General features: G+C 36.2%; 19 protein-coding genes, 1 other RNA gene and 1 pseudogene. 16 read left to right on the forward strand and 5 right to left on the reverse strand.

Annotated features, from left to right (window positions below; genetic code table 11):
* The 9 genes and pseudogenes from ACFSQJ_RS17035 to ppk1 form a co-directional block, all read left to right on the forward strand.
* Positions 1-107 (forward strand): annotated as a pseudogene (locus tag ACFSQJ_RS17035) (IS1595 family transposase); the annotation flags it as partial.
* A 271-nt stretch (positions 108-378) separates the two neighbouring features.
* Complete coding sequence (rpsA, locus tag ACFSQJ_RS17040; RefSeq protein ID WP_377768129.1) at positions 379-2241, forward strand: 30S ribosomal protein S1; 1863 nt, start codon at positions 379-381, stop codon at positions 2239-2241.
* A gap of 116 nt (positions 2242-2357) precedes the next feature.
* A complete protein-coding gene (pyrR, locus tag ACFSQJ_RS17045) occupies positions 2358-2897 on the forward strand; it encodes a bifunctional pyr operon transcriptional regulator/uracil phosphoribosyltransferase PyrR (protein WP_377768231.1) in 540 nt (179 codons plus the stop codon).
* 3 nt (positions 2898-2900) lie between these two features.
* Positions 2901-3827: an aspartate carbamoyltransferase catalytic subunit gene (locus ACFSQJ_RS17050; protein ID WP_377768130.1), complete on the forward strand. Its 927-nt coding sequence runs from the start codon at positions 2901-2903 to the stop codon at positions 3825-3827.
* 1 nt (position 3828) lies between these two features.
* Positions 3829-4161 carry a ribonuclease Z gene (locus ACFSQJ_RS17055; protein WP_377768131.1) on the forward strand — a complete coding sequence of 111 codons (333 nt, stop codon included), beginning with the start codon at positions 3829-3831 and terminating at the stop codon, positions 4159-4161.
* On the forward strand, positions 4158-5063 hold the full coding sequence (locus ACFSQJ_RS17060) for a ribonuclease Z (protein WP_377768132.1): 906 nt from the start codon (positions 4158-4160) through the stop codon (positions 5061-5063). The genes ACFSQJ_RS17055 and ACFSQJ_RS17060 overlap by 4 nt, the downstream gene beginning before the upstream one ends.
* 61 nt (positions 5064-5124) lie before the next feature.
* A complete protein-coding gene (gene pdxH / locus ACFSQJ_RS17065) occupies positions 5125-5772 on the forward strand; it encodes a pyridoxamine 5'-phosphate oxidase (RefSeq protein WP_377768133.1) in 648 nt (215 codons plus the stop codon).
* A gap of 5 nt (positions 5773-5777) precedes the next feature.
* Entirely contained in the window at positions 5778-6263 is a 486-nt protein-coding gene (locus ACFSQJ_RS17070) for a SixA phosphatase family protein (RefSeq protein ID WP_377768134.1), read from the forward strand.
* Between the two features lies 1 nt (position 6264).
* Positions 6265-8346: a polyphosphate kinase 1 gene (gene ppk1 / locus ACFSQJ_RS17075; RefSeq protein WP_377768135.1), complete on the forward strand. Its 2082-nt coding sequence runs from the start codon at positions 6265-6267 to the stop codon at positions 8344-8346.
* A 1-nt stretch (position 8347) separates the two neighbouring features.
* Here the strand turns inward: ppk1 and miaE are convergent, their stop codons facing one another.
* Both miaE and ACFSQJ_RS17085 read right to left on the reverse strand, forming a co-directional pair.
* On the reverse strand, positions 8348-8929 hold the full coding sequence (miaE, locus tag ACFSQJ_RS17080; RefSeq protein ID WP_377768136.1) for a tRNA-(ms[2]io[6]A)-hydroxylase: 582 nt from the start codon (positions 8927-8929) through the stop codon (positions 8348-8350).
* 10 nt (positions 8930-8939) lie between these two features.
* Entirely contained in the window at positions 8940-10727 is a 1788-nt protein-coding gene (locus ACFSQJ_RS17085; RefSeq protein WP_377768137.1) for a DNA polymerase III subunit gamma/tau, read from the reverse strand.
* A 107-nt stretch (positions 10728-10834) separates the two neighbouring features.
* Here ACFSQJ_RS17085 and rnpB point away from each other — a divergent pair.
* Both rnpB and ACFSQJ_RS17095 read left to right on the forward strand, forming a co-directional pair.
* Positions 10835-11182: RNase P RNA component class A (gene rnpB, locus ACFSQJ_RS17090), an RNA gene on the forward strand.
* A gap of 38 nt (positions 11183-11220) precedes the next feature.
* Positions 11221-12063 (forward strand): hypothetical protein, encoded by an 843-nt coding sequence (locus ACFSQJ_RS17095; RefSeq protein ID WP_377768138.1) that lies wholly within the window; start codon positions 11221-11223, stop codon positions 12061-12063.
* A gap of 8 nt (positions 12064-12071) precedes the next feature.
* On the opposite strand, the gene rsmD is transcribed toward ACFSQJ_RS17095, so the two are convergent.
* The 3 genes from rsmD to ACFSQJ_RS17110 are packed head-to-tail and all read right to left on the reverse strand — an operon-like array spanning position 12072 to position 14065.
* Complete coding sequence (gene rsmD / locus ACFSQJ_RS17100) at positions 12072-12611, reverse strand: 16S rRNA (guanine(966)-N(2))-methyltransferase RsmD (RefSeq protein WP_377768139.1); 540 nt, start codon at positions 12609-12611, stop codon at positions 12072-12074.
* Positions 12612-12615: 4 nt separating this feature from the next.
* A complete protein-coding gene (locus ACFSQJ_RS17105) occupies positions 12616-13437 on the reverse strand; it encodes a DUF3822 family protein (RefSeq protein ID WP_377768140.1) in 822 nt (273 codons plus the stop codon).
* Positions 13418-14065: a hypothetical protein gene (locus ACFSQJ_RS17110; RefSeq protein ID WP_377768141.1), complete on the reverse strand. Its 648-nt coding sequence runs from the start codon at positions 14063-14065 to the stop codon at positions 13418-13420. The genes ACFSQJ_RS17105 and ACFSQJ_RS17110 overlap by 20 nt, the downstream gene beginning before the upstream one ends.
* Before the next feature lie 102 nt (positions 14066-14167).
* Here ACFSQJ_RS17110 and ACFSQJ_RS17115 point away from each other — a divergent pair, with 102 nt between their 5' ends.
* Genes ACFSQJ_RS17115 through ACFSQJ_RS17135 form a run of 5 tightly spaced genes read left to right on the forward strand, consistent with a single transcriptional unit; the run spans position 14168 to position 18779 of the window.
* Complete coding sequence (locus ACFSQJ_RS17115; protein WP_377768142.1) at positions 14168-15607, forward strand: ATP-dependent DNA helicase; 1440 nt, start codon at positions 14168-14170, stop codon at positions 15605-15607.
* 25 nt (positions 15608-15632) lie between these two features.
* Positions 15633-16202 carry a DUF4126 domain-containing protein gene (locus ACFSQJ_RS17120; RefSeq protein ID WP_377768143.1) on the forward strand — a complete coding sequence of 190 codons (570 nt, stop codon included), beginning with the start codon at positions 15633-15635 and terminating at the stop codon, positions 16200-16202.
* A gap of 38 nt (positions 16203-16240) precedes the next feature.
* Positions 16241-16954 (forward strand): 3-deoxy-manno-octulosonate cytidylyltransferase, encoded by a 714-nt coding sequence (kdsB, locus tag ACFSQJ_RS17125; protein WP_377768232.1) that lies wholly within the window; start codon positions 16241-16243, stop codon positions 16952-16954.
* The gene (locus ACFSQJ_RS17130) at positions 16945-17655 is read left to right on the forward strand and encodes an HAD family hydrolase (RefSeq protein WP_377768144.1); all 711 of its coding nucleotides are present in this window, start codon (positions 16945-16947) and stop codon (positions 17653-17655) included. Before kdsB ends, ACFSQJ_RS17130 begins: the two co-directional genes overlap by 10 nt.
* The gene (locus ACFSQJ_RS17135) at positions 17652-18779 is read left to right on the forward strand and encodes an iron-containing alcohol dehydrogenase family protein (RefSeq protein WP_377768145.1); all 1128 of its coding nucleotides are present in this window, start codon (positions 17652-17654) and stop codon (positions 18777-18779) included. The genes ACFSQJ_RS17130 and ACFSQJ_RS17135 overlap by 4 nt, the downstream gene beginning before the upstream one ends.
* Positions 18780-18782 lie beyond the last annotated feature (3 nt).

Genomic DNA, 18782 nt, shown 5'->3' on the forward strand with positions numbered 1-18782 from the left:
AGTACCTACAGCTCTATCTTGATGAGTTCGTTTACAAACTTAATAGACGGTATTTCGGGGAAAGACTGTTCGAAAGAGTAGTTATTGCTAATATCACAGGGTTATGACACTTAACGGATATTCAAATAATTAATTTAATGGTTATTAATATGAAACAATATACTCATAAAAGTCACATTTAGAATTAAATTTTTACTAAACCTGCATAAATTTTGGCCGCTATGTCCCATTACTTTGTAGAACAACAAATTAATTGTATTTTTGCACTCCTTTTTGGCGAATATTCAAGAGAAGAAGGGAAACAAAATAATTATAACTACTTCTATAGTCATCGTTTAACTCTTGTACAAACTATAGAATACAAATTTTAATCAGCAAATGGCTGAAGATAAAAAAAGTGCCAAAGCAGCTGAAGCTGTTGAAGCCACACAAGAAGCTACCGAAACACTACAAGAGGTAGCTGTAAAAGAGGAAACTCCAAAACAAGACCCACAAGAATTTTTAAAAGAGTTTGATTGGGATAAGTACGAAGAAGGTATTGAGCGTGTAGATGACTCTAAATTAGAGGAATTTGAAAAGCTTGTTGCAGAAAACTTTGTAGATACTGCAGATGCCGAGGTTGTTGAAGGTAAGGTAGTTCATATGACCGACCGTGAGGCAATTATAGATATCAACGCAAAATCTGAAGGTGTTATTTCGTTAAACGAGTTTCGTTACAATCCAGATTTAAAGGTTGGAGATACAGTTGAGGTATTAATTGATATCCGCGAAGATAAAACCGGGCAATTAGTACTTTCTCACAGAAAAGCGAGAACAATCATGGCATGGGACCGCGTAAATGCTGCCCATGACAAAGAAGAGATTGTTCAAGGTTTTGTTAAGTGCAGAACTAAAGGTGGTATGATTGTCGATGTTTTCGGTATCGAAGCCTTCTTACCAGGTTCTCAAATCGATGTAAAACCAATTCGTGATTACGATCAATACGTGAGCAAAACAATGGAATTTAAAGTGGTTAAGATTAACCACGAGTTCAAAAATGTTGTTGTATCTCATAAAGCGCTTATTGAAGCAGATATTGAAGAGCAGAAGAAAGAAATCATCGGTCAACTTGAAAAAGGCCAAGTATTAGAGGGTATCGTTAAGAACGTAACTTCTTACGGCGTCTTTATTGATCTTGGTGGCGTTGATGGATTAATCCATATTACAGACTTATCATGGAGCAGAATTAACCACCCGAACGAGGTTGTTGAGCTAGACCAGAAGTTAAATGTGGTTATCCTTGATTTTGATGACAATAAATCTAGAATTCAACTAGGTCTTAAGCAATTAGAGAAACATCCATGGGATGCTCTTGGAGATGAGATTAAAGTTGGTGACAAAGTAAAAGGCAAAGTAGTCGTTATTGCCGATTATGGAGCATTTATTGAAGTTGCCGAAGGTGTTGAAGGTTTGATTCACGTTTCTGAAATGTCGTGGTCGACCCACTTAAGATCTGCACAAGACTTTGTAAAGGTTGGTGATGAGGTAGAAGCAGTAGTTCTTACGCTTGATAGGGAAGATAGAAAAATGTCTCTAGGTATCAAGCAAATGACTCCAGACCCATGGACTGATATCACATCTAAATACCCTGTAGGATCTAAGCATAAAGGTATTGTTAGAAACTTTACCAACTTTGGTGTTTTTGTTGAAATGGAAGAAGGTATAGATGGTTTAATTTATATTTCTGATCTTTCTTGGACCAAGAAAATCAAACATCCTTCAGAATTTGTAAATGTTGGTGATACTTTAGAAGTAGAGGTTCTTGAGTTAGATGTTGAAGGAAGAAAACTAAGCCTAGGTCACAAGCAGACAACCGAAAATCCTTGGGACAAATATGCAGATGAGTTTGCTGAAGGTACACTTCACACAGCAGCGGTAACCGATATTGTAGACAAAGGTGCGACCGTAGTCTTTAATGAAGATATTACTGGTTTTATTCCATCGAGACATATGGAAAAAGAAGACGGTAAGAAAATCACTAAAGGAGAAGAAGTTGAATTTAAGATTATTGAATTCAATAAAGACTTCAAACGTGTCGTAGCTAGTCATACTGCTTTGTTTAGAGAGCAAGAAGAACGCAACGTAAAAGCGGCCAAGAAGAAAATGGCTGCATCAGCAGAGGAATCAGCAACCACTTTAGGTGATGCTAACTCAGCATTACAAGCGTTAAAAGACAAAATGGAGGCAGACGCCAAAAAATAGTCTTTTAGATATATTTTTTTTAAAAGCCCTTGATGAATAATCAAGGGCTTTTTGTTTCTATGCATTCTGCTTATAAAGAATTGTGTATTTTTGTAGCCCAAACGATTCGGGAGTTTATGAGTCAAAAAGTACTGCTTTCCGCCAAAGAAATTCATATTATACTTCACCGTTTGGCTTGTCAGTTGTTAGAAACCCATTTAGATTTTACAGATACTGTTTTAATAGGAATTCAGCCTAGGGGAGTTTATTTAGCTAAGCGACTTACAGAAATCCTTGAAAAAGATTATAAAGTCAAAAACATTAAGCTAGGCTCTTTAGATATTACATTTTATAGAGATGATTTTAGAAGAGGAGATAAAATTCACGAGGCCAACAAAACCAAGATTGACTTTTTAGTAGAAAATAAAAAAGTGGTTTTTATTGATGATGTGCTATATACCGGTAGAAGTATAAGAGCAGCTTTAACCGCAATACAGTCTTTTGGTAGACCAGAAGAGATAGAACTACTGACTTTAATTGACAGAAGATTTAGTAGACACTTGCCCATACAGCCTAATTATAGAGGCCGACAGGTAGATGCAATAAATGATGAAAAAGTAAAAGTGATGTGGAAAGAAAATGACGGAGAAGATACTGTTTATCTTATAAGGGAGTAAAAAATGAGTGAATTAAGTGTAAATCATTTACTAGGTATAAAATATCTCAACAAAAAAGATATTGACCTGATTTTTGAAACTGCTGATCATTTTAAAGAGGTTATTAATAGGTCTATTAAAAAGGTACCTACTTTACGTGATATTACCATAGCCAATATCTTTTTTGAGAACAGTACGCGTACAAAACTTTCGTTCGAATTGGCAGAGAAAAGACTTTCGGCGGATGTTATTAATTTTTCGGCTTCACAATCTTCGGTAAAGAAGGGTGAAACCCTTATCGACACGGTAAATAATATTTTATCAATGAAAGTTGATATGGTGGTGATGCGCCACCCTAATCCGGGAGCGGGGATATTTCTTTCAAAACATGTTAAGGCCTCTATTATCAATGCAGGAGATGGTGCGCACGAACATCCTACACAAGCCCTGTTGGATTCTTACTCCATAAGGGAAAAACTGGGCGAGGTTGCCGGTAAAAATATAGTCATAGTTGGTGATATATTACACTCTAGAGTAGCGCTTTCAAATATTTTTGCTTTAAAATTACAAGGAGCCAATGTAAAGGTTTGTGGTCCGAAAACTTTAATTCCCAAACATATTAAATCGTTGGGAGTTGAAGTAGAAATGAACTTGAAAAAGGCCTTAGAATGGTGTGATGTGGCCAATATGTTACGTGTACAAAATGAGCGTATGGATGTAAGTTATTTTCCAACGACAAGAGAATATACGCAGCAGTTTGGCGTGAATAAGGCTTTGTTGAATGGTCTTAAAAAAGAAATCGTAATTATGCACCCTGGCCCCATAAATCGTGGTGTAGAAATTACCAGCGATGTGGCAGATTCAAATCAATCTATTATCTTAGAGCAAGTAGAAAACGGTGTTGCCATACGTATGGCGGTTATCTATTTATTGGCTTCTAAAATTAAGTGATATGATTTTTGACAAAGAAGGTACAACTACCATAGTTTTTCAAGAAAATATTTCCTTGAGTAAATTTTTGATGAATCTTAACAATGCCTACGAAAGATTAGTGCATGACCATATTATAATTAATCTCTTTTCATTTGATGCCTTGAATGCAAATGATGTTTTAGAGTTTTTAGAACTATCAAACAAGCATAGGGCATCGAAAAAATCATTTGTTTTGGTCACAGAAAAAGTTTCTTATGATGAAGTACCAGATGAAATTTGTGTAGTGCCAACGATACAAGAAGCAAAAGACATCATTGAAATGGAAGAAATAGAGCGAGACCTAGACATATGAGGCTCACTATTTTAGGCTGTTATTCCGCAACCCCACGTTCGCTTACCAATCCAACTTCCCAACTATTAGAAATTAGAAACCATATGTTTTTGATTGACTGTGGCGAAGGAACTCAAGTGCAATTGCGTAAACAGAAATTAAAGTTTTCCCGTATTAAGCACGTTTTTATATCACATTTGCATGGGGATCATTTTTTTGGATTACCTGGGCTGGTTTCAACTTTTCGTCTTTTGGGAAGGGAATCAGAGTTACATATTTACGGCCCCAAAGGAATTAAGGAAGCAATTACACTATTGTTGAAGCTCGGGGATTCATGGACTAATTATCCTTTGCTTTTTCATGAGTTGAACTCTAAAGAATCGGAACTAATTTTTGAGGATGATAAAGTTTCCGTACGAACAATTCCCCTAAATCATAGAGTATATACCAACGGTTTTTTGTTTGAAGAAAAACTGGCACCTCGAGTTCTCGATGTTGAGGCGGTAGCCAAGTACAGTATCGATAAAAGTGAGTTTCGTAATATTAAAAATGGTAAGGCTGGTACGGCCAAAAGTGGAGAATCCATTTTAAATTCAGATTTGACTTTAGACCCTCCAAAACCTAAAAGCTACGCTTTTTGCAGTGATACTGCCTATAAGGAAGATATCGTGCCTTTAATTAAAAACGTAGATTTACTTTATCACGAGTCTACTTTTTTAGAAACCGAAGAACATCTATGTGCCAAAACAAAGCATTCAACGGCTTCTGAAGCTGCTAGAATTGCAAAAAAGGCGAGAGTAGACAAGTTGGTATTAGGCCACTATTCCACAAGGTACAAATCCTTAGAACTTTTTAAGGAAGAAGCACAGCCTATTTTTAGTAATGTAGAGTTGGCAGAAGATGGTAAGGTTTTTGAAATATAATATTATACTCTGTCTCTTTTAATTTTATCATTTCCTTTCTTTTGTTGAACTTTGAACTACTATGGAAAAAGACTTAGGTGATTACAGAAAATCATATGAAAAGAGCGAGTTAAATGAAGCTTCAGTTCTTGAAAACCCAATAGAGCAGTTTCAGAAATGGTTTTATGAGGTAGAAAAATCAGATGGCGTTGATGAACCCAATGCAATGACTATTTCCACTATTGGTTTGGATGGTTTTCCAAAGAGCAGAGTGGTTTTAATGAAAAAGTATACCCATGAAGGTTTTATTTTTTACACCAATTATCAAAGCGAAAAAGGTAGGGCCCTAGCTAATAATCCATCTACATGTTTATCATTTTTTTGGCCCATTTTAGAGAGACAGGTAATCATAAAAGGTAGCGCCGAGAAAATAGCGGAGAATCTTTCCGATGGTTATTTTGAGTCTCGCCCTTTCGGCAGTAAACTTGGGGCAATCGTTTCTGAACAGAGCCAAGTGGTGGCGTCACGTGAGATTTTAGAAAAGCGTTTGGCAGAGCTGGAAAAGAGTTATGAGGGCAAAGAAGTGGAACGACCTGAGAATTGGGGCGGATATATCGTAAAACCGATCTCAATTGAATTTTGGCAAGGTCGGCCCAATAGACTTCACGATAGAATACGATATACGTTACAAAAAGACCTTAACTGGAAGATTGAACGCTTACAACCTTAGATTTTATGAAAACAATATTTTTTGTTAGACATGCAAAATCTTCATGGGAATACCAAGTTAAAGACATCGATAGGCCTTTAAAAGAAAGAGGTATAAATGATGCACATTTGGTTTCTAACGCTTTAAAGACGAACCAGATCAAAATTGATTATGCTTTTTCGAGTCCGGCAAATAGGGCATTGCATACCTGTACGATTTTTTTAAGAAACCTAAACTTTGATTTGAGCAGATTATCGGTGAGCCATGATTTATATGACTTTTCTGGAGAGGGTGTATTAAATTATTTAAAACAAATAGGCAATACTAACCAGACCATTTTGCTTTTTGGGCATAATTATGCTTTGACAACACTTGTAAATACGCTTGGAGATAGGTATATTGAAAATGTTCCCACATCAGGATTGGTGCAGATTGATTTTGAAGCAGAAAACTGGAAAAAAATAACAAAAGGGAATACAAAACAAGTTATTTTTCCAAAAGAACTACGATAGAATGACGAAACCTCAAAACGAGTATGTAAACAGAGAAATCAGCTGGTTACATTTTAATTATAGGGTGCTTCAAGAAAGCGCTGACAAGAATGTGCCTTTAATAGAAAGATTACGTTTTCTAGGAATTTTCAGTAATAACTTGGATGAGTTTTTCAAAGTACGCTATGCTACGGTAAAACGAATTGTCGAAGCGGGCAAAAGTGGTAAAAGTGTTCTTGGGGGAGAAAAGGCCAAAGACCTTTTAGAAGAAATTACACAAGTGGTAATCAAACAACAATCAAAGAGTTTAGAAATACTTAAAAAAATTGAAGCCGAACTGGCTACAGAGAACATTCATATCATTGACGAGACCGAGGTTTCAGAGAAGCAAGCAGAGTTCATAAAAGACTATTTTTTAAGAGAGGTAAACCCAGAACTGATAATTATCATCTTAAACAATTTAGCACAGTTTCCAACGCTGAAAGACACAGCGGCATACCTCGCCGTAAAAATGGTGTTGAGAAAAGAACAAGGGGGATTTTTAAAGCGTAAAACCGAAATGCAGTACGCTCTAATTGAAATTCCGAAAGGTGTTGATCGCTTTGTTGAGCTGCCGAAAGAAGACGGAAAGAATTTTATAATAATTCTAGATGATTTAATTCGATTTTGTTTAGATGACATATTCACCATGTTCGATTATGAGGAGATTTCTGCTCATATGATCAAGATTACCCGAGATGCAGAATTAGATATTGACAACGACTTGAGCAAGAGTTTTATAGAGAAGATTTCTTCTAGTGTTGAGCATAGAAAAATAGGAGATCCTGTAAGGTTTGTTTATGATAAAAAGATTAGAATAGACACCTTACGCTTTCTTAAGGAAAAGATGAACATTGAAGAGACGGATAGTGTGATTCCTGGCGGGCGTTATCATAACCGTAGAGATTATATGGGTTTCCCCAGTTTAGGAAGGACTGATTTGTTATATGATAAAATCACACCTCTCCCAGTAAAAGGTTTAGGTTTAGAAGGTAGCATTCTTGAGAAAATTGCTCAAAAAGACTTTTTAATTTATACGCCTTATCATACCTATTCATACGTAATTAAGTTTTTAAAAGAAGCGGCTTTAGACCCCTTTGTAAAGTCCATACAGATTACGGTATATCGATTGGCTAGTAATTCGCAGGTTGCGGCTGCACTCATAAATGCGGCTAAAAACGGAAAACAAGTAACTGTTCAAATAGAATTACAAGCGCGCTTTGATGAGCAGGCCAATATTGAATATGCCAATCAATTACAGGAGGAAGGTATAAAACTAATATTTGGTATTCCAGGACTAAAAGTACACAGCAAAATATGTCTGATAGAACGTATAGAGGGAAATAGTACCAAACGTTATGGATTTGTTAGTACCGGTAACTTCAATGAGTCTACGGCAAAAATTTATACCGATTACACCTTGTTCACGGCGCATGATGCAATACTAAAAGAACTTCAAAAGGTTTTTGGTTTTTTTGAAACTACCTATAAAATAAATAAGTACAAGCACCTTATTGTATCGCCACATTATACCAAAAACGTTTTTACCAAACTTATCGATAATGAAATTGCCAATGCAATAGTGGGTAAAGAAGCATTCATAAAAATCAAGATGAATAGTTTTACTTCTTATAAAATGGTAGATAAGTTATATGAAGCAAGTAGGGCCGGGGTAAAGATACAGTTGATTATTAGGGGTATATGTTGTTTGATTCCGGGTGTAGAAGGTATGAGTGAAAATATTGAGGCGATAAGTGTCGTAGATAAGTTTTTAGAGCATCCTCGATTATTCATTTTTGGAAATGATGGCAACCCAAAAGTATATATATCTTCTGCGGATTGGATGACACGGAATTTAGATTATAGAGTAGAAGTCGGTTGCCCAATATATGATGAGGATGTAAAACAGGAATTATTGGAGACTTTTGAAATTTCTTGGAATGACAATGTTAAGGCACGGATTTTTTCTTCAAAACAAGATAATGCCTATAAGGATGACGATAAACCCAAAGTGAGGTCGCAGTTTGCGTTGTATGATTACTACCAGAAAAAACTTGAGGAGTAGACTAACCGTGAATGGTTTCTTTGTTTCCTAAATTTTTCATGATTTCGGCTTCATAATTCAATAAATCTTGCCATTTTTTATTGACTTCATCCAAGTCGCCATATTTGCGTGCAAACTTTAAAAACATGGTATAGTGGCTAGCCTCGCTTACCATTAATTTATAATAGAATTCAGACAGTTCTTTGTCTTCCAGTTCTTCTGATAATAGCCTAAAACGCTCACAGCTTCGGGCTTCGATTAGGGCGGCATATAACAGACGATGCACCAATTGCGTTGTGCGGCTTCCACCTTTCGGAAAAAACTTTAAAAGTTGGAGTACATACTCGTCTTTACGGTCTCTGCCCAACGTTCCGCCGCGTTTTAAAATTAAATCGTGAACCATTTTAAAATGCCCCATTTCTTCTCTCGAAAGCGCTATCATTTCTTGTATAAGATCTGTGTACTCTGGAAAAGAAACAATAAGCGAAATGGCCGTACTAGCTGCTTTTTGTTCACAGTAGGCATGATCGGTAAGTATTTCTTCAATGTTCTTTTCAACGATATTTACCCATCTTGGGTCTGTTGGTAGTTTTAAGCCTAACATTTTTTGGTATTTACAAGTCTAAATCGAATTCTTTTCTTAGTAAATCTATTACCGGATTCTTTTCTTTGAGTTTCTCGTATTTCTCCTCAGGTGTAAAAGCGAACTTTTTGGATGTCTCTTCATTAACAGTAATCTGTAAAGTAATTGCATAATTGTTAAGTTGCTCCTTTAAATAATTTAGCATTAAGCTCTGCTCACGTTCAACCTCTTTTTTCATGGTAGAATTAGGGAGTTCAATCCAAATAGTGGTTTCGTTTTTAAGCTTTGGAATATCGGCATTTAGGTTAGAAGCCAATATCTTCTTTCCCTTATCATCCAATTTTTTGACAAAGTCGGCCCAGTGGTTTTGCATTTCTTCTTCAGAAAATGGGTCTGTCGGTTTTTCTTCTTCTACTTGAGCATTAGTTTTTGTATTCTGATGCTCTTTTTTAGCTTTTAAACTTGAAATTGAAAGTCCTGAAACTCGGTTAGGTAGATTTTTTAATTCAATTTTAGGTACTGGTGTCTTTTCAATTGTTGTGCTGGCTTTAGTTTGTTCTACCTCTGCTGATTTTTGGTGCTCTTGATTACTATTTTCTATTGCCCCAGAGAGTTCGTTAGGTTCAGTATGTATGTTCTCTTGTTTCGCCTCGACCGGTTTGATTATGACCTCTTCGGAAATAGAATAAGACGGAGCTTTTATATATGCTTGTGTTCTAAAATAAGTTGCAGGAACTATAAAATCAGTCTTTTTTTTTTCGGCCTCAAAAGTTAATGATGCCAGCTTCATTAACGTTAATTCAATTAGAAGACGTTGATTTTTGCTTGTTCTATAGTTCAAATCACTTTCATTAGCGATATCTAAAGCTTTGATTAAAAATGCCTGGGGTGTTTTTTGAGCTTGCGTTTTGTATTGTTCTTTTGTGCTTTCGCCTACTTCTAACAATGAGATTGTCTGTTGATGTTGACAAACCAATAAATCCCTAAAGTGAGAGGCTAGACCGTTGATGAAATGATGTCCATCAAACCCTAGCGCTAGGGTCTTATTAAATAATACAAGAAGTTCAGGTATCTTATTTTCTAGTATTAAATCGGTGCTTTCAAAGAAGGTGTCATAATCAAGCACATTGAGGTTTTCCGTAACGGCTTTTCGGGTTAAATCCTTCCCTGAAAAACTCACAACCCTATCAAAAATGGATAAGGCATCTCGCATGGCACCGTCCGCTTTTTGTGCTATAATATGCAATGCATCTTCTTCAGCATTGATACCCTGTTCTTGGGCAATATATTTTAAATACTCAGCTGCATCTTTAACGGTGATACGTTTAAAATCAAAAATTTGACACCTTGAAAGTATGGTGGGTATAATTTTATGTTTTTCCGTCGTAGCTAAAATAAAAATCGCATGCTTTGGAGGCTCCTCCAAAGTTTTTAAAAACGCGTTAAATGCCGATTGAGACAGCATGTGAACCTCGTCTATGATATATACCTTGTATTTACCTACCTGCGGGGGTATGCGAACTTGGTCTATTAAACTTCTAATATCATCAACGGAGTTATTTGACGCCGCGTCCAGTTCAAAAATATTAAAGGCGAAATCCTCATCAGGGCTTTCCGTACCCTCCGCATTAATTTTCTTGGCAAGGATTCTTGCACAGGTAGTTTTGCCAACGCCTCTAGGGCCACAAAAGAGTAAAGCTTGTGCAAGATGATTGTTCTCGATGGCATTGGTTAGGGTATTGGTAATAGATTGCTGCCCAACGACGTCTTTAAACGTTTGGGGACGGTATTTTCTAGCTGAGACTACAAATGGTTCCAATACAACAAAATTTTGATGCTATACAAATATAAAAATAGCACTTACTATAACCGTTAGTGCAGCCTATTTAAGCCATCTTTTTATTAACAATTGAATTACCTTTGTGTTTAGCAGGTCACCTTATCACGGTTCGAACTGATTTATCAGAATGAAACGAGGAAAGTCCGGACACCACAGTGCAGTATAGCGGGTAACGCCCGTCACCCTAATGTTTATTAGGGGCGGACAAGTGCAACAGAAAGCAAGTACAGTTAGGCTGTAGTGAAACCAGGTAAACTCTATACGGTGAAACGTCATGTAAACTAATGTCCCGATAGCTATCGGGAGAGGGCTGCACGCTCGAGTTGGAGGGTAGGCGGTTAGAGCTTTTGGGCAACTAAAAGTCTAGATAAATGATAAGGAAGTCCCAAATTTGTTTGGGATTCACAGAATCCGGCTTATGGCCTGCTTTTTTTAATTTGTTTGTTACGCCTTTTTAAAAACTCTTTGATAAATGAAAGATGATTTACAAACATGGAAGCATGCGTTCAAGGTGCTATCGCATATTTTAATTCCTGCATCGGCGATGATTTTTGTTCAAGACCCAGTTCTTGCCTCGGGTACATCTAATTTTTTTCTCCAAACTCTTTACGGAATTCAATCTGACATAAAACAAAAGCGGGTTTTTTCTATGCTAGAGGGTATCGAAGCATTATTGCAAAAAAATAATCCTGACTTTGTCTTTGAAAAAACTAATATTCAAGAAACTAGAGATTTATTAGAAACTGCAATAATTAATGCAAGTAGGGCAAATACTGATGAAAAAATAAATCTACTTCGGAAAATAATGTATGGACAAATTGTTAATCCTCAGCCATACGATTATACTTCAAGGTATTTAGATTTGGCTGTAAGACTCAATGAAAATCAGATTAAAATACTTTTAACCTATGTTGAAACTGAAAAAGATTTAAAACCAATAAGAATAGATTTAAGTAAAATGTCAAGAGAGCTTTCTGAAGCAGAAAGAGTTGAAAAAGAAATTTTTTCTACAAATTCAAAATCATCTAATAATCAAAGGAAAATTTTCAAGTATAAAAAAGATGAGGCTATTAAAAAAATGGAAAATAAGAAGTTAGAATATTATAAGTTGACAAATGTCCGAAGTCGGATGATAAAGTCTTTTGAAAAAGATGTTTTTCAGTTTTTATTTAATGAACTTAGAGTGCTAGGTTTAGTCTACAATCCAAGTGAAGGAAAATCAAGTGATGCAGGTGATCAATCTTTTTACACTTGCACAGCGTTAGCTTTTGGTTTTATAAATTTTCTCCGAGAGTATGATATGAAATCAAATTGATTTGCTCATTATTCAATCTTAAAAAAACTAAAAATATTACTCCCGTATTTTCGTTTTTCAGCAAAATTAGGTAGTTCACTTAAATCTGTCTGTTCAGAATGTTCTATTATTAGAAGTCCTTCACCTGATAACAGCTCATTTGAAAAAGCCAACTCGGGAATTTTAGAAAATTGTGAAACATCAAAACTGTACGGAGGGTCCGCAAAAATGATATCATACTTACTTTTAGTGCGTTCTAAAAACTTGAAGGCATCGCTCTTCATTACGGCTATTTCGAAATTCAATTCCTTTGCTGTTCTAGAGATAAATTGAACACAGCCCGCATTAGCATCGACAGCGGTTATTTCAGTAGCTCCTCTTGAAGCGAATTCGAAGCTTATGTTTCCTGTACCTGAAAACAAATCCAAAACTGCTAAATCCTCAAAGTAGTATTGGTTGTTTAAAATATTGAATAAGGCCTCTTTGGCCATATCCGTAGTAGGCCTTACAGGCAGTTTTTTTGGGGCTGTTAAACGTTTACCTTTATATTTTCCTGAAATAATGCGCATAAAACTAGTTAAGCATGGTGAGGTCAATAGAATCTTGGGAGCCTTCCTCAAAACTATAGGTGTTGTTTTTAGGAAGAAAAACGGACACTTTTTTTATGTAGTTGTAACAGATTTCAAATAGCTCGTCTCCTTCTTCAATTTTACCAAAGAGTTTTAGTTTTACGCTTTCAACATCTAGTTGTAGTTGTTCAAAGGTAAATAGTATGTAGTATAAGAAATCTTCTTTTGTTCGATAAGGGAACTGGTTGTACAGAAGCACCTTTTTTTGATGTAAGACGGCCAATTCCATTTCACGGTCCGAAACGTGAACATAACATATAGTTTTAGAACTTGCCTTTTGCTGTAAAAGGGTCTGTAGAACTGCGGTACTGCTGTGTTTGAATTCAAACTCCCCAAAATTTTCAAAAATGTAGTTGTTGATGTTTGTAAAGGGTACATAGACACTTATGACATCTTGGTTTTCGACCTCGTCGTACACTATATTGTCGTTCGCTAATATCTTAGTATTGAACTTCAGATAATTAGCAAGTTCGTTTTCATCAAATAGCGTTTTGGGCACCAAACTAAATAAGTTGTTTTTATGAATAACAAGAACATCCGAAAACTTTTTTTTGAGAACGCTGTGTTTTTCGAATAAACTCTTAAGTTCTTTTAAAACCAAGTAGGGGGTGGATTCTGTCTTAAAGAAAACGGTATCAGATAAAACCACTTTATTAAGAATAGTATCTGCAATACAAAAAGAAAGTCCATTCAAACTAATTTGAATGGACAGTTTCTTATATGAATTTGAATTTTCTTCCGCTATGTTAATTGTTTTTTCTGTCATAGAGGGGTGGCCAGTTACCATTGGTGCTCACATCTGTTAATGAACCTACTTTTATTTCAGACCCATTTACCTCTTCAACACTGTTGTAGGCATTTTCCTTGGCAATTAAATCTTTTGGCTGGTCATATAACACAACATTCTTTTTGACCTTTACCTCAAAAACAGGGGCTTTATAACCACTTTTATCAATGATGTCGGCTTTCATTTCAAATTTTTCACCGTTCTGTGCGTGTGGCACATTCATCATAGTTTTATAACGGTCGTCACTCTTGAAAAGTGAATCTTTCACCTTTACCATACCTAAGGTATCGATAACAATAGAATCTTGTTGTAGCTCAATTTGGTATGTTTTGTCAAAACGCATAAAAGAAGTGTCCCTTTGTTGGGTGATGGTATAATTACCGGTATCTATAAATTGTATAAGACTGTTGAAATTACCTGCGTATCTGCCATTGACGGCTTTATAGGCTTCTTGCGAATCTCTAATATCTTTAAGCTTGTTGATTACATCAGAAAAGCGCTCTTCGCGAACTTTATTAAATTCAATTGGCGCATTGATTGATTGGTAAATTAGATATCCTAATCCTATACATACTATCCAAAGAACTACTTGTAAAATGGTTTTCATTAGTGTACGAGTTAATTAAATTTAGTGGTTTAGACAAATCTACAATTTTTTTTCAATCACGAAAGTTTTTGCCATAAAAATCATCCCTATATTTGGGGCTTTATGACTCACTTGACAGCCATTGATTTTCATAAGGTTTTAGTAGAAAAATTTCCACATTCTCCTACAGAATTACAAGATGTCACCTTACATAAGTTGGCCGATTTTGTGCTCTCTAAAGAAAAGGAAAGGCTGTTTTTACTTAAAGGGTATGCCGGAACAGGAAAAACAACAATAATAGGTAGTGTAGTTAAAAACCTATGGCATGCCAAAATGAAATCTGTTCTTATGGCACCAACAGGAAGAGCAGCAAAAGTAATGTCTGTTTACGCTAAAACAAAGGCATTTACTATTCACAAAAAAATCTATTTCCCTAAAAAACAGGCCAGTGGAGCAATACAGTTCACATTGGCACCCAACAAGCATCGAGACACCATTTTTATAGTGGATGAGGCATCTATGATACCTGACGCTCCTGCAGATTCAAAACTTTTTGAAAACGGGTCTTTGTTAGATGATTTGATTTTTTATGTCTATTCTGGCCACAACTGCAAACTTATTTTAATCGGAGATACCGCCCAGCTTCCGCCAGTGAAACTAGAGTTGAGCCCAGCTTTAGACGAGAACAAACTAGAACTCCATTACAACAAAGAGGTTACCAAAATCGAGTTAGATGAGGTGATGCGCCAAACAAGTGACTCGGGCATTCTATTTAATGCTACTAATTTACGCGAACAGTTACAGACCGAATTCTTTGAGGAGTTCAAGTTTCATCTAGATTCGTTTAAAGATATTGTCAGATTAGTAGATGGACATGAAATACAAGAAGCTATTGATGCTTCATATGTACAGAACGGTAAAGAAGAAACGGCTATCATTGTGCGCTCTAATAAAAGGGCCAATCTGTACAACGAAAATATCAGACAACGAATTCTTTATCTAGAGAATCAGATTTCGGTTGGCGATTTTATGATGGTGGTAAAAAATAACTACTTCTGGTTAAAGCCCACTTCAGACGCCGGTTTTATAGCTAATGGTGATATTATTGAAATTTTAGAACTATTCGCTATCAAAGAATTATACGGGTTTTCTTTTGCTGAGGTAAAAGTGCAAATGGTAGACTACCCGAACCAAAAACCTTTTGAAACGGTATTGCTTTTAGATACGATCAAGGCTGAAACACCTTCTTTGCCTTATGAAGAGAGCAATAGGCTGTATCAAGAAGTATCTAAAGATTTCGCTCATGAAAAATCGAAATACAAGAAATTCTTGGGAGTAAAAAACAACAAATATTTCAACGCACTGCAGGTTAAGTTCTCTTATGCAATAACCTGTCATAAATCTCAAGGAGGGCAGTGGAACACTATTTTTGTAGAACAACCTTATCTGCCCAATGGAATTGATAAAGATTATTTAAGATGGTTGTATACAGCCGTAACCAGAGCCAAGGACCGGCTGTATTTAATCGGGTTTAAAGACGATTTTTTTGTTGCTCAAGAATAACCTATTTTAGTAAAAATCGATTTAAATGACATCAGAAACGGTAATTAGTATTTTTTTGGGCATAGGCCTTGCTGCTTCTACAGGTTTTAGGGTATTCTTGCCTTTGTTTGCATTGAGTTTGGCCGCTTTTTTGGGAAAGTGGGAATTAAATGAAAGCTGGTTATGGATAGGTAGTCTTACTGCAGTAATTACGTTTGGAGTTGCTACAATCGCAGAGATTTTTGCCTATTTTATACCTTGGGTGGATAATGCTTTGGACAGTATTGCAATACCCTTGGCTGCCATAGCAGGGACAGCAGTTATGGTATCTACTGTTGTTGATTTAGATCCAGTAGTTACATGGTCATTGGCCATTATTGCTGGTGGAGGAACTGCAGCTGCAATAAAAGGTGCCAATGCAACGGGTAGGTTGACCTCAACGGCAACAACGGGTGGGTTGGGCAATCCAGTCGTTTCTACTGTTGAAACAGGAACGGCTGTTGTAGTTTCAACAGCTTCTATATTTGCACCTATTTTAGCAGCGGTTCTGGTGGTAATTATATTGGCCATAATCTTTAAAATTTATCGAAAGCTTCGGCCTAAAACCAGGACCTAAAACCAACCAAATTCTCGAGTATTGTGAAGATAATCTCAATGATTCCGGCACGTTATCAAGCCTCAAGGTTTCCAGCTAAATTGATGCAAGATTTGGGTGGTAAGCCTGTTATTTTGAGAACCTATGAGGCAACAGTAGAAACACAACTTTTTGATGAGGTGTACGTGGTTACCGATAGTGAACTTATTTTTAAGCTTATCGCAGATGCCGGGGGAAAGGCCATTATGAGCAAAGAGAAGCATGAAAGTGGAAGCGACCGAATTGCAGAGGCTGTTGCCGATATGGATGTAGATATTGTAATTAATGTGCAAGGTGATGAGCCTTTTATAGATAAGGTGAGTCTTGAAAAAACGATAGCGGTCTTTAAAAAGGATGACAAAAAAGAAATAGACCTTGCCTCTTTAATGACACCAATTACGGACTGGGATGAAATTTCGAACCCTAATACTGTTAAGGTAATTGTGGACAACCAGAATTTTGCACTCTACTTTTCGAGGTCTCCCATTCCATATCCTCGAGATAAGGAGACAGGGGTAACCTATTTTAAACATAAAGGAATTTATGCTTTCAGAAAGAGAGCTTTGGTCGATTTCCAACGATTACCAATGCTCGAACTTGAGGCAACCGAAAAAATTGAAGCCATACGTTTTTTAGAATATGGTAAAAAGATAAAAATGGTAGAAACCGATGTGACCGGTATTGAAATAGATACTCCTGAAGATTTAGAAAGAGCGAAAAAAGCATGGAAGTAGATTTCTCTGATATAAAGGTTATCGCTTTTGATGCCGATGATACGTTGTGGGTAAATGAAACTCACTTTAGGAAAACTGAGGAACGTTTTGCTGAACTGTTAGAAGGGTATGAAACCAAGAATAAAATTGACCAAGAACTTTTTAAAATGGAGATTAAGAACCTTGAAACCTATGGGTATGGTATTAAGGGTTTTATGCTCTCCATGATAGAATCGGCCATTGATTTATCGAATAAGTCGGTTTCTTTGGAAGTAATCTCTGAAATTTTGGATCTCGGTAAACAAATGATTTTACAACCAGTTGAACTTTTAGACGGGGTTGAAGAAGTACTCGAAAAACTCCAATCCAACTACAGACTTATTGTACTGACCAAAGGAGATTTGTTAGACCAGGAAAGAAAATTAGACAAATCGGGCTTATCAAAGTATTTTCAGCATGTTGAAGTATTAAGTGATAAGAAAGAAGCCAATTATATTAAATTGTTAAGTCACCTAGAAATTGATATAAATGAGTTTTTGATGGTAGGGAATTCCTTAAAGTCAGATGTTATACCTATATTAAAGATTGGTGCGAGGGCTGTTCATATCCCATTTCATACTACCTGGGTTCATGAGCAAGTTTCTCAAGAAGAAGAAAGAATAAATAATCACCTGAAACTGAATAGTGTACGTGATATTTTGAAGTATTTGGAGTATTCATGAAGATAGAAAAGCAAATAGAGAAAAAAGAAAAAGGAGCCGCTGCTGGGCATAAGTATAAGAACTTTCCTATGGTTCCCAAGGTTATTTTTGGGCGAGGCAGTTTTATGCAACTTGGGGAAATACTCTTGCCAAAAAGAAGAAATTCAGATGCACCCTTTATTTTTTTAGTTGATGATTTTTTTCATGGTAAAGACTTGGAGCAACAAATTCCATGGCTTTTTAATGATCAAATCATTTTTATTTCTGCTGAAGAAGAACCAAAGACAGCGCAGGTAGATGCTTTAGTAGCGAAAATCAAATCAGATTTTGATGAATTGCCCTCTGGGGTAGTTGGTATAGGTGGGGGTACGCTTTTAGATTTGGCAAAGGCAGTTGCTATTATGCTAACAAATAAGGGAAGCTCAGAGCAATATCAAGGTTGGGATTTGGTAGCCAATAGAGCGGTTTACCATGTTGGTGTACCAACAATTAGTGGAACTGGGGCGGAGGTTTCAAGAACCGCTGTTTTATCCGGACCTGATAAAAAATTAGGGATTAATTCAGATTATACGACTTACGACCAGGTAGTTCTAGATCCTAATTTGCTTAAAACCGTACCTAAAGAACAATGGTTTTACACAGGTATGGACTGTTTTATACACTGCATTGAATCTTTAACAGGCACTTATCTAAATGCCTTTAGCCAAAGTTATGGTGAAAAAGCTCTTGATTTATGTAAAGAAGTATTTCTTGAGAATTTAAGTGAAGAAGAATCTGAAGAAAAATTAATGATGGCTTCATGGCATGGCGGTATGAGTATTGCATACTCCCAGGTGGGTGTTGCACACGCTATGAGTTACGGATTATCTTATCTGCTTGGTGTAAAACATGGTATAGGTAATTGTCTTGTTTTTGAACACTTAGGCGAGTTTTATCCCAAAGGGGTGGCATTGTTCCGTAAAATGAAAGCAAAACATGGTATTTCGCTTCCAAAAGGCATTTGTGCCAACCTAAGTGAAGAAGACTTCAATATAATGATTTCGGTATCACTTTCTATGGACGCATTGTGGGAAAACGCCTTGGGCACTAATTGGCGTGAAAAAATAAATGCTGAAAAGCTCAAAGAGATTTATTCAAAAATATAGTCG

Origin of the sequence: Croceitalea marina (genome assembly GCF_042684265.1) — a bacterium.
GTDB classification, from domain to species: Bacteria; Bacteroidota; Bacteroidia; order Flavobacteriales; family Flavobacteriaceae; genus Croceitalea; species Croceitalea marina.